The sequence below is a fragment of the uncultured Negativibacillus sp. genome (assembly GCF_944388365.1).
GTDB lineage: Bacteria > Bacillota > Clostridia > Oscillospirales > Ruminococcaceae > Negativibacillus.
In genome coordinates this window covers 1-14800 of the sequence record NZ_CALXIN010000044.1, presented here as the reverse complement: position 1 = coordinate 14800, position 14800 = coordinate 1, and the positions used below count along the sequence as shown (strand labels likewise).

At 51.3% G+C, this 14800-nt stretch carries 17 protein-coding genes; 12 read left to right on the top strand and 5 right to left on the bottom strand.

The window, feature by feature from the left end:
- The 12 genes from Q0L39_RS07210 to Q0L39_RS07155 form a co-directional block, all read left to right on the top strand.
- Positions 1-926: OB-fold nucleic acid binding domain-containing protein (locus Q0L39_RS07210; protein WP_366916349.1), on the top strand; the 926-nt coding region annotated here is incomplete at its 5' end.
- 281 nt (positions 927-1207) lie between these two features.
- Positions 1208-2185 (top strand): 6-phosphofructokinase, encoded by a 978-nt coding sequence (gene pfkA / locus Q0L39_RS07205; RefSeq protein WP_296627930.1) that lies wholly within the window; start codon positions 1208-1210, stop codon positions 2183-2185.
- Positions 2186-2221: 36 nt separating this feature from the next.
- The gene (locus Q0L39_RS07200; protein ID WP_296627928.1) at positions 2222-2710 is read left to right on the top strand and encodes a hypothetical protein; all 489 of its coding nucleotides are present in this window, start codon (positions 2222-2224) and stop codon (positions 2708-2710) included.
- A 348-nt stretch (positions 2711-3058) separates the two neighbouring features.
- The gene (locus Q0L39_RS07195) at positions 3059-3892 is read left to right on the top strand and encodes a prolyl oligopeptidase family serine peptidase (RefSeq protein ID WP_296627927.1); all 834 of its coding nucleotides are present in this window, start codon (positions 3059-3061) and stop codon (positions 3890-3892) included.
- Positions 3893-3922: 30 nt separating this feature from the next.
- A complete protein-coding gene (locus tag Q0L39_RS07190) occupies positions 3923-4240 on the top strand; it encodes a hypothetical protein (RefSeq protein WP_296627925.1) in 318 nt (105 codons plus the stop codon).
- A gap of 106 nt (positions 4241-4346) precedes the next feature.
- Positions 4347-5276 carry an ABC transporter permease gene (locus Q0L39_RS07185; protein ID WP_296627924.1) on the top strand — a complete coding sequence of 310 codons (930 nt, stop codon included), beginning with the start codon at positions 4347-4349 and terminating at the stop codon, positions 5274-5276.
- 11 nt (positions 5277-5287) lie between these two features.
- Positions 5288-6223, top strand: a complete 936-nt coding sequence (locus Q0L39_RS07180; RefSeq protein ID WP_296627923.1) for an ABC transporter permease — start codon at positions 5288-5290, stop codon at positions 6221-6223.
- Between the two features lie 22 nt (positions 6224-6245).
- Positions 6246-7259, top strand: a complete 1014-nt coding sequence (locus Q0L39_RS07175; RefSeq protein WP_296627931.1) for an ABC transporter ATP-binding protein — start codon at positions 6246-6248, stop codon at positions 7257-7259.
- A complete protein-coding gene (locus tag Q0L39_RS07170; protein ID WP_296627921.1) occupies positions 7256-8227 on the top strand; it encodes an ABC transporter ATP-binding protein in 972 nt (323 codons plus the stop codon). The genes Q0L39_RS07175 and Q0L39_RS07170 overlap by 4 nt, the downstream gene beginning before the upstream one ends.
- Positions 8228-8239: 12 nt before the next feature.
- Complete coding sequence (locus Q0L39_RS07165) at positions 8240-9010, top strand: creatininase family protein (RefSeq protein WP_296627919.1); 771 nt, start codon at positions 8240-8242, stop codon at positions 9008-9010.
- A 16-nt stretch (positions 9011-9026) separates the two neighbouring features.
- Entirely contained in the window at positions 9027-10235 is a 1209-nt protein-coding gene (locus Q0L39_RS07160) for an aminotransferase class III-fold pyridoxal phosphate-dependent enzyme (protein ID WP_296627917.1), read from the top strand.
- Positions 10236-10396: 161 nt separating this feature from the next.
- The gene (locus tag Q0L39_RS07155; protein ID WP_296627915.1) at positions 10397-11131 is read left to right on the top strand and encodes a GntR family transcriptional regulator; all 735 of its coding nucleotides are present in this window, start codon (positions 10397-10399) and stop codon (positions 11129-11131) included.
- Positions 11132-11226: 95 nt separating this feature from the next.
- Here Q0L39_RS07155 and Q0L39_RS07150 read toward each other — a convergent pair whose 3' ends face one another.
- The 5 genes from Q0L39_RS07150 to Q0L39_RS07130 form a co-directional block, all read right to left on the bottom strand.
- Positions 11227-11616, bottom strand: a complete 390-nt coding sequence (locus Q0L39_RS07150; protein ID WP_296627913.1) for a helix-turn-helix domain-containing protein — start codon at positions 11614-11616, stop codon at positions 11227-11229.
- A gap of 37 nt (positions 11617-11653) precedes the next feature.
- A complete protein-coding gene (feoB, locus tag Q0L39_RS07145; protein ID WP_296627912.1) occupies positions 11654-13804 on the bottom strand; it encodes a ferrous iron transport protein B in 2151 nt (716 codons plus the stop codon).
- 98 nt (positions 13805-13902) lie between these two features.
- On the bottom strand, positions 13903-14127 hold the full coding sequence (locus tag Q0L39_RS07140) for a ferrous iron transport protein A (protein WP_296627910.1): 225 nt from the start codon (positions 14125-14127) through the stop codon (positions 13903-13905).
- 29 nt (positions 14128-14156) lie between these two features.
- Positions 14157-14369 (bottom strand): FeoA family protein, encoded by a 213-nt coding sequence (locus Q0L39_RS07135; protein WP_296627909.1) that lies wholly within the window; start codon positions 14367-14369, stop codon positions 14157-14159.
- 127 nt (positions 14370-14496) lie between these two features.
- Positions 14497-14800 (bottom strand): hypothetical protein (locus tag Q0L39_RS07130; RefSeq protein WP_296627907.1); only part of this gene is annotated, 304 nt, incomplete at its 5' end.

Below are 14800 nucleotides of genomic sequence, written 5' to 3'. Positions count from 1 at the left end.
GTCACAACCGACGGGAGCTGTTGGAGGGCTATCCGGCGCTGATGAGCGACATCGACGACCGCCACAAGAACAACCTGGAAGGCCAGCTCAACCTGTTTGACGTGCCGGAACTGACCCATGAACAACATCACTTCGAGCTGCCGCACAAGGAGGAATATCCGCCGGATATTAAGCTGGCAATGGAGAAGGAGGTCACCGGACTGTATGTCTCCGGCCATCCGCTGGCACAATACCGCAGTATCGCCCAGCAGCTGCACACCGTCGAGCTGGAGGAGCTGCGGGGAGACAGCGAGGACACAAATGCACAGATGCTGGAGCAGCGCAAATACCACGACGGAGATATTGTGCGGGTGCTGAGCATCGTCACCGCCAAAAAGACCAAGATTTTAAAGCGCCGCGGCTATATGTCCTTTGTCACCGTCGAGGACACCAGCGGTTCGATGGAGATGCTGGTCTTTCCGCAGACCTACGAGCAGTACCGCTACCTCATCGAGGAAAATCAAGTGCTGTACATCGAAGCAAGGCTGAGCCTGCGCGAGGACGAGGAAGCCAAGCTGGTCTGCCGGATGGTGGCTTCGCCGCAGCAGATGCTCGGACAAGAGGGCAGTGCGCCGATGCCGGCCGCTGCAAATCCGGCGCCAAAACCACAGGAAACCAAGGAGCGAACCATCCGCAGCAAAACAGGCAAGCGTCCGGGACTTTATCTGCGGGTAAGTTCCCGCGACAGCCGCGAGTTTTTAAAGGCAGAGCAGTATCTGGACATCTTTGAAGGAGAGATGCCGGTCTACTTCTTCTTCCTGGACAGCGGCAAGCTGGTGTGTGCGCCGCAGAGAATGTGGATCACCTTTAATGAGCCGCTCTACTTCCAGCTTGCCAGACTGTTGGGAGAGGAAAATGTGGCGATGGTTGTCCCAGAAAAGAAGTAGAAGCTGTTCTTTGTACAGAAGATGATATTCCACCATGGAAAAACAGCACTTTAACGAATGGCTTTATCGGAAAGGTGGAAATAATCATTCTTTTGTTGTCATAATTTGGCGATTATTTTCTGGAAACACTCTTGTGCGTATGGGAGAAATGTCTTATAATTAACAAGCAGAAGGTATACACCGGTAAGCAAGGAACTTTTGGGAAAAGGGTTCCGACCATTTGTTAGCTGTGTACGAGTGGCTGTTTGCAAGATAGCCGCTTATGAATGGAGGATTTTTTTATGAACGAAAAAGGCCAGAAAGTCATTGGAGTACTGACCAGCGGCGGTGACGCGCCAGGAATGAACGCGGCAGTACGTGCAGTTGTTCGTTCTGGACTCAAAAAAGGAATGCAGGTCATGGGTATCCGCCGAGGATACAACGGACTGATCAACGGCGATATGTCCGAGATGAATCTGCGTTCGGTTTCCAATGTTCTGCATCGCGGCGGCACCATGCTGCTGACCGCACGCTGCAACGAATTTAAGACCGAGGAAGGCCAGATGCAGGCAGTTGGTGTCTGCAAGGAGCTGGGCATCGACGGTCTGGTGATCATCGGCGGCGACGGTTCCTTTATGGGTGCCCGTGCGCTGTCGCTCAAGGGAATTCCATGTATCGGCATTCCTGGCACCATCGACAACGATATCGCCTGCACCGATTATACCATCGGTTTTGATACAGCGCTCAATACTGCTGTAGAGGCAATCGACCGTCTGCGCGACACTTCCGAGTCGCACGACCGCTGCTCCATCGTTGAAGTCATGGGCCATGGTGCAGGACATCTGGCGCTGTACGCAAGCGTAGCCTGCGGCGGTACTGCCTGCTGGGTCAATGAGATCGGCTTTGATGTAGACCGCGACATCATCGGAAAGATGATCAGCACTCTGCGCACCGGTAAGCACAACTTTATCATCATTGTTTCGGAGGGAATCACCGACGTTCATCACCTGGCAAGATACATTGAGGAAAAGACCGGCGTTGAATCCCGTGCAACCGTTCTGGGTCACATCCAGCGCGGCGGCAGTCCGACAGCGCGTGACCGTATTGTCGCTAGCCAGATGGGCTGCTATGCCGTTGATCTGCTGGAGAAAGGCATCGGCAACCGTGTTGTCATCCAGAAGGAGGACAGAATCACCGATTTTGACATTCTGGAAGCGCTGACAATGAAAAAAGGTCTCGATCCAAACCTGCTGGAAGTTGACCGCACCATCAACATCTAACAATTTACGACACTTATCTGGAAGGGGAGCGTTGACATGGAGATTGAGCGTAAATTTCTGATCGACTGGGACCAGATCAATTCCCTGCATCTGCCGCTGGTCCGTCAGGCCCAGAGCTGGCAGGGTTATCTGAGTGCAGCCACACCGGTTGTGCGCATCCGAACCCGTCAGTTTTCGGACGGTGATACCGACTATATTCTCTGCATCAAGGGAAAAGGAAAACTGGCTCGTCAGGAAATCGAAAAAGAGCTGACCGAACAGGAGTTTGAGGCGCTCAAATCCCTGCTGCCGATCCCAATGATCTTCAAAGATTACCGCGTCTTTGAGCTGGAGGATGGTCACCTGCTGGAATGCAGCCTCGTGGATAACCGCTTTGCCTATGCAGAGGTCGAGTTTGACAGCGTGGAGGAGGCAAACGCCTTTGTGATGCCGCCGTTTCTGCTGAAGGATGTGACCGAAGATCCGTACTACTCCATGTCTGGATACTGGAGACGCAAACAGATCACTGTCTCGTTTGAATTGTAATAGTAAAGTTTTAACCACCCTCGACATCCGTTAGGATGTCGAGGGTGGTTTTCTTTTTGCCTGAATGCGATCCTGACGCCGCCAAGATATCGAATTCCGTCAAAAGTCTTTATTAGTTTTATACAGAAATACTACCTGCTGCCGTGTCAATTTACAAGAGAACTTGGTGATTATTATGTTTATTGGATATTTGATTTATTTTAGTTTTACAAAAAATGTGTATTTTAGAGGAAAAAACTCATAAATAATTGACATCGGCTTTTTGGGGTGCTATTATTGAAACATGATATAATATTATATAAGTTTATATAAAACTATATAATGTTATGGAGGACGAAGGAGGAAGATATGAGTATGAAGGAAGCATTGGAGAACTGTACAAAGGTTCTTCACGTGGAGGAACAGACACCGCCGGAAGGATATGAGGGCAAGGTAAATCTGGTCAAGTTCTGTTACGAGTCGGACGGCTGTCAGGTGTATGGATATGCTGCAGAGCCGACAACAATGGAAGAAAAACTTCCGGTTGTCATCTTTAACCGTGGAGGAAATCGGGAATTTTCGCTGCTTCAGCCGGAGGTAATCTGCCGGTATGCCGGTCAGGGATTTCTGGCACTGGGCAGCCAGTACCGCGGCAACGGAGGAGGTACTGGCCAGGAACAATTTGGCGGTGAGGATGTCAATGATGTACTTCATCTGATCGACATTGCGCTGCAGCTGCCTCGTGCAAAGAAAGGCGGCGTGTATATGGCAGGACATTCCCGCGGCGGAATGATGACCTATCGCTGCTGTGCCATCGACAAGAGAATCGTAGCGGCAGCGGTCAGCTCCGGTGTGGCGGACTGTGTGGATATGTATCATAAGCGTGAGGACGAGATGAAGCAGGTATTCCATGAACTGGTAGGAGGAACTCCTGAACAGCTGCCGGAGGAATATAAAAAGCGTTCGGCAGTCTGCTGGGCGGATAAGATAATGCCGCCGATTCTGATTTCGCACGGAACAGCCGACTGGAGAGTGGATGTCTGTCAGGCAAAAGAGATGGACAGCAAATTGGAGCAGTACGGCAAGGAACACCGTCTGGACCTGTATGAGGGATTCGGACACCCCCTAAAAGGGACTGGCTTCTTTAAAAATAATGTTGCATGGTTTAAGGAACATCCAATCAGTGATGAAGCAAACGCATAAATCAGAAACATCTAAGGCGGCAACTATCAGATGGCAATGACCAACTGGGGCGCAAACGTAGAACCACAGTTTATGCTGTCCAGATGGAGCAGCGAGAGCGGCGGCCAGTCCAAGTGGGTCAATGAAGAATATCGCGAACTGGTCAACACAGCAGCAACCACCGAGGATGAACAGGAACGTCTGGATCTGTATGCACAGGCTGAGAATATGCTGATTACCGAGGCGGCAATCGCTCCGGTATGCTACAATGGTTCGCTGAGATTCTCCTACCCATATGTTCAGGGACTGGACAACAATCCATTTGACACCATGGGAATGCAGACAATCTATACCGTTGGCAGAGAATAAACAACGATTCTAAGAGACAACTGTTTTGGAAAAGAGAGGATCTGCCTGCGAATGATCTTCGCAGGCAGATTTTTTAAAGGAAAAGGAAGGAAATGGAGGGGAATGAATGGCACGGTTTATTATTAAGCGCGTGTTCTATATGATTCTGGTTCTGTGGATTGTAACGACGATCACCTTTTTTCTGGTCCACAGCATCCCGGGCGACCCTGTCAGCGCCATGGTACAGGATTTGCCGGAGGAAACCAGAGAGCTTTATCTGGAACAATATGGCTTTGATCAACCAAAGATTGTACAATATATCCGCTTTATGAAACAGCTTCTCCAGGGTGACCTGGGTTCTTCGCTTCGATACCCTGGACGAAAGGTAGCGGAGATTGCATCGTCCTTTGCACCAGTTTCCGCACAGATCGGCGGTATTGCACTGGCGATTGGTTTTACCGTTGGTACCATTCTGGGCATTATCGCAGCGCTCAACCGCAACCGGTTTTCGGACCGTGTGATTATGATTTTGGCGCTGTTGGGAACAACCATCCCAACCTTTGTAACGGCGTCACTATTGCAGTATGTATTTACGGTGGTCTGTCCGATTTTTCCGACGACCGGCTGGGGAGGCGCCGAGCACATGGTATTGCCGGTGGCTTGTATGTGCGTGGGACCGCTGGCAACCTACGCCCGATATATGCGCTCCAGCGTATTGGACACCACCAGTCAGGACTACGTGCTGACAGCTGAGGCAAAAGGTGCAAGAACACCTCGCATCGTGATGTTCCACATCTTCCGAAATTCATTTTTGCCTTGTCTGACAGTGCTGTGTACCAGCGTAGCAAGCATCTTTTCCGGTTCGTTCATCGTCGAAAAGATCTTTGCAATCCCAGGACTGGGCACCTATTTTATCAGTGCGATCAACGATCGTGATTACTCGATGATCTTAGGATTGAATATTATCTTTACCGGCATCTATATTTTGTCGGTACTGGTTACGGATATTTTGCTTGGGGTTCTGGACCCTCGCATCCGTCTGGCAGAGAAAAACTAAGGAGGATCGGAATGGAAAACACAAAAAGCTATGTTCCATGCCAGGAAGACTTTGTCATCATTGGTTGTGATGATGCTGCCACTGAGCAGATGCCACCGGTTTCTCTGACCTATTGGCAGCACTCTTTCCGGCGTTTTAAAAGCAATAAGGTGGCTCTGGTATCCGCGGTAGTTCTGCTGCTGATTGTGGTGATGACCATTGTCGGACCTCTCATGAGCCCATACGATATGGAAGTGGTGGATTTAAGCCAACGTAACCTCTGGCCAAGCGCAACCTATTGGTTTGGAACCGATCAGCTGGGGCGCGATCTGTTCTCCCGTGTCTGGGAAGGCGGACGTGTTTCCATCATCATCGGTTTGCTCGGTTCGCTGATCGTTGCCCTGGTGGGCTGTATCTATGGCGGTGTTTCCGCTTATTTTGGCGGTCGTGTGGACAACCTGATGATGCGTGTGGTCGAAATCCTGAGCAGCGTTCCGCACCTTCTGGTTGTTATCATGATGTCGATTGTACTGGACAGCAGCAGCGTCGGTACCTTGCTGTTTGCAATGTGTATCACAGGATGGTGTCCGGTAGCACGTCTGGTTCGTTCCCAGATGCTGCAAATCAGCCGCTCGGAATATGTCATGGCTGCCAAAGTCATGGGCGTTAAGCCGCTGACCAGCATCATGACACACTTTATCCCAAATACATTGAGTATCATTATTGTAAATATCACTTTCCGTATACCTGGATTTATCTTCGGCGAAGCATTTTTGAGCTATGTTGGCCTGGGTGTTCAGCCGCCGGCCACCAGCTGGGGCGCTCTGTGTTCGGCCGCTTCGCTTAACTTCCTGTTCTATCCGTATCAGCTGATCATTCCGGCAGGACTGATTGCACTGACCATGCTGTGCTTTACCCTGATCGGTGACGGATTGCGGGATGCACTGGATCCAAAGCTGAGAAGATAAGGGGGAAGAAGAAAAGATGAGTATGGGAAATATTCTGGAGGTAAAAAACCTGCACGTTTCCTTTAAGAGCTATGCCGGCACCGTCAAAGCAGTTCGTGGAGTGGATTTTGTTCTGGGTCCACAGCAGACTTTGGCAATGGTTGGAGAATCTGGCTGCGGCAAAACGGTCACAGCAAAGTCGATTCTCCGCTTGTTTGGCAGAACATCGGGAGAAATTTCGAAGGATTCGAGCATTTTGTTCCATGATGAGGAGCTTTTGAATCTGAACAAACGCAAGCTCAGCGAGATTCGCGGCGGCAAAATCAGCATGATTTTTCAGGATTCGATGACCTCTCTGAACCCAACCATGCGGGTGGGAAAACAGATTGCAGAATGTATCCGCCTGCACAACAAGATTTCGCGGGAGGAAGCGATGAAGAAAGCCTGCGATCTGCTGCGGCTGGTTGAAATTCCAAATCCAGAGGAACGACTGAAAAACTTTCCGCATCAGATGTCCGGCGGTATGCGCCAGAGGGTAATGATTGCAATGGCGCTGTCGTGCAATCCTGAGGTGCTGATTGCGGATGAACCGACCACCGCGCTGGATGTTACCATTCAGGCACAGCTGATCGACCTGCTGCGCAGCCTGCGCGAACGGATGGGCATGTCGGTTATTCTGGTTACCCACGATCTGGGCGTCGTTGCCGATTTTGCCGATTACATTCAGGTCATGTACGCCGGTCAGATTGTGGAACGAGGAACAAAGGAAGAAATCTTTAAGGACCCGAAACATCCCTATACCTGGGCGCTGCTCGATTCGATTCCAAACCGCAGCCAGCCCAGAAAGAGCCGACTTTACTCGCTGAAAGGAACGCCGCCAAATCTGCTTTTGCCGATTGAGGGCTGTCCGTTTGCAGCAAGATGCCGCTACTGCATGCCAGTTTGCAAAAAACAGGCTCCGACGGAGACCAGCTTTTCGGACAGCCATCGGGTCAACTGTTGGCTCAATCATCCGATGGCTCCCAAAGACGTACGCAAAGGAGGAGGCGCTCAATGAGTCAGCAAGTCTTGTTTGAACTAAACAATGTGTGCAAATATTTTCCGGCTTCCAAAAAACGGGTGGTTAAGGCGGTGGATGATATTTCGCTGAAGATTTACAAAGGCGAGACACTCAGCCTGGTCGGGGAGTCCGGCTGTGGAAAGACAACGCTCGGCAGAACGGTGCTGGGAATTTACCCAAAGACATCGGGCGAAATTCGTTATAAAGACCAGAGCACTGACCACATGACTTCGGCTCAGAAAAAGTCGTTTCAGAAGGAAAACCAGATGATCTTTCAGGACCCGTATTCCTGTCTGGACCCGCGTATGTCGATTGGAAGCATCATCGAAGAAGGAATGAAGGTTCATTTTCAGATGAGTGCGCAGCAGCGTCAACAGGAGGTTGTCCGACTGCTCGAACGTGTAGGACTGCCCAAGGAGATGCTCTCCCGCTTTCCACATGAACTTTCCGGTGGACAGCGTCAGCGAATCGGAATTGCCCGCGCACTGGCTACAAAACCGGAGTTTATCGTCTGTGATGAACCGATCGCTGCGTTGGACAGCTCGATTCAGGCGCAGGTAATCAATCTGATGATGGATTTACAGCAGGAACTGGGACTGACCTATCTGTTTATCTCGCACGACCTGTCGATGGTTCGCCATATTTCCGACCGCATCTGCATTATGTATCTGGGCGCGGTAGCGGAGTTGGGTGAGGCCGATGAGATTGATAAGTCCCCGATCCATCCATATACACAGGCGCTGTTTTCTGCAGTGCCGCAGATCGACGATCAAAACTGGTCGTCCAAACGAATCAAGCTGGAAGGCGAGATTCCAAACCCGATCAATGCACCAAAGGGCTGCCGTTTCTGCACACGCTGTCCGTTGGCAAAGGATATTTGTAAAGAGACACCGCCGAAGCTGGAGGAAGTTCGGCCAGGTCATTATGTTGCCTGCCACTGCTGGAAGCAGACAGGCAGAAAATAGGAGGAGTTTGCGATGAAAGGCGTATTTATCAAGGATTTGACATATCCGCAGTGCTGCGAGTTAATCAATGAAAACAGCGTCATAGTGCTGCCAATCGGCGGAGGAAGCAAGGAGCACGGAAGTCATCTTCCGATGGGAACCGACTGGTATGTGACAGAATACTTTGCACAGGAACTGACAAAAGAGTGCGAAGTAATCACCCTGCCGACCCTGCCGTACGCATATTTTCCGGCGTTTGTGGAATGGAAAGGTTCAGTCAGCATCGAGGCAAATCATTTTGAGGATTATGTACAGGATATTCTGATGAGCTTTGTCCGTTTTGGCGTTAGAAAGTTTCTCATCATCGACGGCGGCATCTCCACCCATATTCCGCTGTCGATTCTGGCACAGACCATGCATAATCATCATCATGTCACCGTAGCGGTGACCGATCTCAACGGTCTTGCAAGCGACATCGAAAGCAAGGTCTGCCAGCAGAAAAAGGGCGGTCATGCGGATGAATCGGAGACTTCGACCATGCTGTATCTGCATAAGGATCTGGTCAAGATGGAGCACACCACCGAGGAGTACCGCAAGCCACCGTTTAAAAATATTTTTCAGGATGGTAAGGCGGTCGCTTATGTCAGCGGCGGCATGAACTCTCCACAGGGCAGCAACGGAAACAGCACCCTCGCTACCGAAGAAAAAGACAAAATGATTCTGGAGGACATGAAGAGAAAGATGGTGCTGTTTACCGAGGAGTTTGTCCGTTGGAATCCAGATGAGCAAAAAGACAAGGAGTAAGGGGGAAAACAAATCAATGGGAAAATATGATTTATTGGAAGCGGTTGTTCACCCCAAACAATACGACTTTGTCAAAGGAGAAGGCGCGGTTCTGATCGACCGTCAGGGAGAACGCTATCTGGATCTGGATGAGATGTGTGTGTTTCTGGGACAGGGCAATCAGCATTTTACCGATACGGTCACCGAAGCCCTGCAGGGAATCACCAACGGCAGAGCGAGTGCAGTAGATTACAAACAACGGCTGACCCAACAGCTGATGGATACAACCGACCATCTGTTTGAGGCGGTCCACTTTACCTCCTCCGGTTCGGAAGCGGTCGAGTGGGCGGTCCGCCTGGCAAAAAAACTGACCGGCAGAAGCGAGATTATCTCCTTTTGGAACAGCATCCACGGCCGAACCTATCTGAGCGCGTCGATGTCCGGCCTGCCAAAGCGCAAAGCCGGTTATGCACCGCTGGCGCCAGGACTGGTTTATGGTGTTTATCCTGATTGTCAGCACTGTCCGCTGGACAAAAAACCGGAAAGCTGCAATTTCTTCTGCCTGGACTTTCTGGAAAAGAAGGTGCGCTATGAGTCGGCGCAGGACATTGCAGCGGTTATCATTGAGCCGTATCAGGGTGCAGGCATCGTTATTCCACCGGAAGGATATTTTCAGCGGTTGCAGGAGTGGGCCAGAAAGAACGGCATCCTGCTGATTATGGACGAGATTCAGGCCGGTCTGGGACGCACCGGCAGCCTATACTGTTATCAGCAGTTGGGGATCCAGCCGGATATGCTGCTGCTGGGCAAAGGATTGGGCAACGGTATGCACATCAGTGCGCTGCTGACCCGCCAGGTTCCAGAAAGCAGCTGTCTTGGTGCTGTCAGCGGCGGTACAGGAGATGACTGCGTCGCCTGTGCTGCAGCCTGTGCTGTGCTCGATGAGGTGAGCGATCCGGACTATCTGTCCCGTATCCGTGCTGCTTCCCAGCGGCTGAGCAGAGGATTGGAGGAGCTTAGCCGCCAGTACAGCGGAATTTCGCGTTTTCGTGTCTGGGGACTTGCAGCGGCAATCGAATTTGACAGCCCACAGACCGGCAAAGAGGTCGGCAGACAGATGACAGAAAAACATTTCCTGTTTGGCAAGATGGGAGATCAGATGATGGTGCTCAAACCACCGCTCTGTCTGACCGAGGAGCAGGTGTCTCAATTTTTGGAAGGATTACAACAAAGCCTGCAGCACTGAGAGGATTTGACCAAGAGATTGGGACAGATTGTTGACTTTTCTGCGAACTACATCGTATAATGAATATATACATTCTTGCAAGCGATCTGGCGTTGCTGCCCACATGGTGAAAGCGCCACCTCTTGTTAGAACACAGGACATGATCAGAGAGCGTGTGACATATGATTGATAAAAATTCAAGTGTACCAATGTACCGGCAGATCGCAGATGCGCTGAAGGCAGATATTGTCGCGGGAAAATATGACGCAAATGGCAACCTGGGAACACACACCCAGCTTGCGGAGAATTACGGCGTCAGCCTCATTACCATACGCAAGGCAATGAAGATTCTGGAGGATGAGCAGCTGGTCGACGTGAAACAAGGGAAGGGAACCTTTGTCCGAAATAATATTCCGCAGGATACCCTCAACAGTTTGACCGGCATCAGCAATATCCTTTCCTCGCAGCACATTCTTTCCCAGCAGGAGGTCAAAACCTTCGAGTTTATTCCGGTTCCCAAGCGTCTGGACGAGGATGTTCGGGCAGGATTGGGTGAACGGTGTTTGCACATTGAGCGTGTGCATACGGTAGAGCAGTCTCCGGCAGCCTATGCAGACATTTATCTGCCGATTTCCTTTGGAAAGTTTTTTACCAAGGCGGATGTGGAGAAAGGTACCATCTACCAGATCTACAAAAACAAACTGCACATCGAGTTGGGCAACGGCCGACAGATTATCTCGGCAGCTCCTGCCAGCCGGAAGGTGGCAAAGTGGCTTCAGGTTTCCCAGCAAAGTCCGGTGCTGCTGGCACAAAGACGAGCTTATTCCCGAGATGGTCAGCTCATTGAGTACATGGAAATGTACTACGAATACCGCCACTATTCCTTTGAGATTCAGCAGCGACTGAGTGCGGATTGATGAAACCTAAAAAAGAGGATGGACAATTTGTCCATCCTCTTTTTTTTATCCGATCTTATCTTTTGAAGAATCATTCTGCATCTTGGCTTCGCTTTTCAGGCGGAAAGCTGGGGAAAGCAGTGAAGCTCAAAGCAGGCACAGACATTTTTGAGCGTCTGTTCCGAAAGCTGGGAAAGCAGAGCCATCGAACACTCCTGCGCGTCAAACTCGCTCAGGCCGATTTGCTGAAAGATGGGACAAAGCTGACGGTATTGCTGCTCATACTGCTGGGCAAGCTGATGGCCGGCTGGAGTGATATGCAGCGATTTGTCCGGCGATTGTTCCAACAGTCCTTCCTTGCACAGGGAGGAGAGCATCTTGCAGACCGAGGCTCTGGAGATGCCCAGCTGGACAGCGATGTCGATGCAGCGCACCCGTGAGCTGTTTTTTTCCAGCGAGGCAATGGTCAAAAGGTAACGAAGTTTTCCCGAGGTCAGTTTCATCATCGTGTCAGAGGCTCCTTTCCACAGCAAAGAGATGGCGTTATGCCATCGTCTTTGCCGATTTCATGCTGTTGAGCTTTTTGTGATTTGCAGGGTTTGGGCGTACCAGCAGCCATACCATGACAGCCAGCAGGATGATGCCTGCCAGAGTACCCAGCTGGAAGGTGCCGGTGACAAACCATGTGCCCAGCTGATAGATCATCAGCGAAACAATATAAGCGAAGATGCACTGGTAACCGATAGCGATCCAGGTCCATTTGCCGCTGCCCATCTCACGACGGATTGCACCGATGGCTGCAAAGCAAGGCGCACACAGCAGGTTAAAGACAAGGAAGGAATAAGCGGAGAGGGCAGTGAAGTTCTGGGCGAAGATCGACCACATCTCGTCGCCGTTTTCGGCAACCTCGGCAAAGCCATAGAGGATGCCCATGGTGCTGACCAGGTTTTCCTTTGCGACCAGACCGGCAAAGCTGCCGACAGCGGCCTCCCAGTGTCCCCAGCCAAGAGGAGCGAAGATCGGTGCGATGAGCATGCCGATCGAAGCGAGCATCGAATCAGGGGTTTCCACCATCTGCAGGCTGAAATTAAAGCTGGACAGGAACCAGATAAGCACGCAGGAGAGGAAGATGACGGTTCCGGCCTTGCGGACAAAGGCTTTGGAGCGGTCCCACATGTGCAGCAGGACACCTTTGAGGCTTGGAATGTGGTAAGCAGGAAGCTCCATGACAAACGGAGCAGGATCGCCGGCAAACAGCCTTGTCTTTTTGAGCATGATGCCGGAAACAATGATGGCGGCGATGCCGACAAAGTAAGCGGAGGTTGCCACCCAGCCAGAGCCGTGGAACAGCGCACCGGAGATCAGTCCGATGATCGGCAGCTTCGCCGAGCAGGGAATGAAAGTGGTGGTCATGATGGTCATTTTGCGGTCGCGGTCATTTTCGATGGTTCGGCTTGCCTGTACTGCAGGAACGCCGCAGCCCAGACCGATCAGCATCGGGATGAAGGATTTGCCCGACAGACCGAAGCGGCGGAACACACGGTCCATGATGAAGGCGATGCGCGCCATGTAGCCGCAGTCCTCCAGCAGAGCCAGCAGCAAAAACAGCACCATCATCTGCGGCAGGAAGCCCAGTACAGCGCCGACACCGGCGACAAGGCCGTTGAGGATCAGCGACTGCAGCCATGGAGCAGCGTTGGCAGCGACCAGCCAGCTCTCGATGGCCGGTGGAATGATCTCACCGAACAGAACATCGTTGACCCAGTCGGTCATCATGGTGCCTACGGTGGAGATGGAGAGGTAGTATACACCAAACATTACCAGCGCAAAGATAGGCAGCGCGAGGATACGGTTGGTGACAATCTTGTCGATCTTATCGCTGGTGGTCAGCTGATGCTTTGCCTGCTGCTTGCGATAACATCCCTTTAAAATGCCCGAAATAGCGGCATAACGTTCGTGGGTGATGATGCTTTCGACATCGTCGTCAAAGGCTTCCTCCGCCTGCTGACGGAGTGCTTCGATCTGCTTGGCGACAGCTTCGGACAGCTGCAGCTGCTCGAGCACCTTTTCATCCCGCTCGAATACCTTGACAGCAAACCAGCGCAGATGCTCAGGATTGCAGCTGCCGGTCAGCAGGTGGGAAATCTGGGAGAGAATCTCCTCGAGCTTGGCATCGAATTTCAGCGGCTTTGGTGCGGCGGCTTTCTGCTGAGCAAGCAAAAGCGCGGCCTTTGCGACCTCGACGCTGCCTTCGCCTTTGAGCGCGCTGGTTTCGATGATCTGACATCCCAATGCCTCGGACAGGCGATGAACGTCGATTTTATCGCCGTTTTTGCGGACCAGGTCCATCATATTCAGCGCAATCACCATCGGAACGCCGATTTCCAGCAGCTGGGTGGTGAGATACAGGTTGCGCTCCAGGTTGGACGCATCCACAATGTTAATCATCGAATCGGGGTGCTGGGTCACCAGATAATTTCGGGTGACGACCTCCTCGAGGGTGTAAGGCGAGAGCGAATAGATGCCAGGCAGGTCCTGAATGACCGCCTTTTTGTCCACCTTCAGCTTGCCTTCCTTTTTTTCCACAGTGACGCCTGGCCAGTTGCCGACATACTGGCTGCTGCCGGTCAGGTCGTTGAACATTGTCGTCTTTCCGCAGTTGGGGTTGCCAGCCAGCGCAATTTTGTACTCCATTGTCCATCCTCTTTTCTATGCACATGAATTTTAATTAGTGGTTGCTAACTCGTGCCGCCTGAAAATGCGTCCTTGCGGACGCAGCAGGTGTTGTTGTATTAACCTTGAACTTCGATCTGTTCGCAGTCTGCCTTGCGCAGCGAAAGCTCATAGCTGCGGACATTGACCTCGATCGGGTCGCCCAGCGGCGCCACCTTGCGCACAAAGACCTCGACGCCCTTGGTGATGCCCATGTCCATGATCCTGCGCTTGACAGCGCCTTCGCCGTGCAGCTTGAGCACCGTTGCCGTCTGCCCGGGCTTTACATCCTTGAGTGTTTTCATCGTTCTTCCCTCCTAGCTGATAGCATCTATTAAAGCATGATGCGCTGTGCCATCGAAGCGTCCAGCGCGATGCGGCTGCCCTTGATGTTGAGGATGAGGTTTCCGCCCATCGACGATACAACGGTGACCTCCTCGCCCACAACAAAACCCAGCTCCGCCAGATGCTGGCGAACCTCATCCTTTCCGGTGATTCTGCGGATGACAGAAGGTTTGCCAACCGGTGCAAATGTTAATGGCATCATGGTTCCTCCCTCATTTGCTGTTTTTCATAGAAAAGCCGATCTTCTGAATTAGCTTCTGCTAACCTTTTGATCTGCTGATAGTTTAGCATAGACTAACTGCAATGTCAATGAAAATATCGAGAACTTGTTAGCTGTGGTTAACTCCGCTGCGATTTAGAAGAATCCTCCGCAAAAGTATCGCGAAGCGAGCACTTTTCCTTTTGGTAAAGAAAGCGTAGGATAGAGCCAATCCTGTGCTTTTCGCGTTATCAGTATCTTCCGTAAGAGCAGCGCGAAGCGAGCACTTTTTTTGTGGACAGTCCTTTTTTCTTTTGGTAAAGAAAGCGTAGGATAGAGTAAATACAGTGCTTTTCACGTTATCAGTATCTTCCGTAAGAGCAGCGCGAAGCGAGCACTTTTTTTGTGGACAGTCCTTTTTTCTTTTGGTAAAG

Coding starts and splice junctions, on each gene's coding strand:
- Q0L39_RS07180 (WP_296627923.1), top strand. CDS start 5,288: ATGGAAAACACAAAAAGCTATGTTCCATGCCAGGAAGACTTTGTCATC.
- Q0L39_RS07175 (WP_296627931.1), top strand. CDS start 6,246: ATGGGAAATATTCTGGAGGTAAAAAACCTGCACGTTTCCTTTAAGAGC.
- Q0L39_RS07155 (WP_296627915.1), top strand. CDS start 10,397: ATGATTGATAAAAATTCAAGTGTACCAATGTACCGGCAGATCGCAGAT.
- Q0L39_RS07195 (WP_296627927.1), top strand. CDS start 3,059: ATGAGTATGAAGGAAGCATTGGAGAACTGTACAAAGGTTCTTCACGTG.
- Q0L39_RS07165 (WP_296627919.1), top strand. CDS start 8,240: ATGAAAGGCGTATTTATCAAGGATTTGACATATCCGCAGTGCTGCGAG.
- pfkA (WP_296627930.1), top strand. CDS start 1,208: ATGAACGAAAAAGGCCAGAAAGTCATTGGAGTACTGACCAGCGGCGGT.
- Q0L39_RS07140 (WP_296627910.1), bottom strand. CDS start 14,127: ATGAAAACACTCAAGGATGTAAAGCCCGGGCAGACGGCAACGGTGCTC.
- Q0L39_RS07150 (WP_296627913.1), bottom strand. CDS start 11,616: ATGATGAAACTGACCTCGGGAAAACTTCGTTACCTTTTGACCATTGCC.
- Q0L39_RS07170 (WP_296627921.1), top strand. CDS start 7,256: ATGAGTCAGCAAGTCTTGTTTGAACTAAACAATGTGTGCAAATATTTT.
- Q0L39_RS07185 (WP_296627924.1), top strand. CDS start 4,347: ATGGCACGGTTTATTATTAAGCGCGTGTTCTATATGATTCTGGTTCTG.
- Q0L39_RS07135 (WP_296627909.1), bottom strand. CDS start 14,369: ATGATGCCATTAACATTTGCACCGGTTGGCAAACCTTCTGTCATCCGC.
- Q0L39_RS07160 (WP_296627917.1), top strand. CDS start 9,027: ATGGGAAAATATGATTTATTGGAAGCGGTTGTTCACCCCAAACAATAC.
- Q0L39_RS07200 (WP_296627928.1), top strand. CDS start 2,222: ATGGAGATTGAGCGTAAATTTCTGATCGACTGGGACCAGATCAATTCC.
- feoB (WP_296627912.1), bottom strand. CDS start 13,804: ATGGAGTACAAAATTGCGCTGGCTGGCAACCCCAACTGCGGAAAGACG.
- Q0L39_RS07190 (WP_296627925.1), top strand. CDS start 3,923: ATGGCAATGACCAACTGGGGCGCAAACGTAGAACCACAGTTTATGCTG.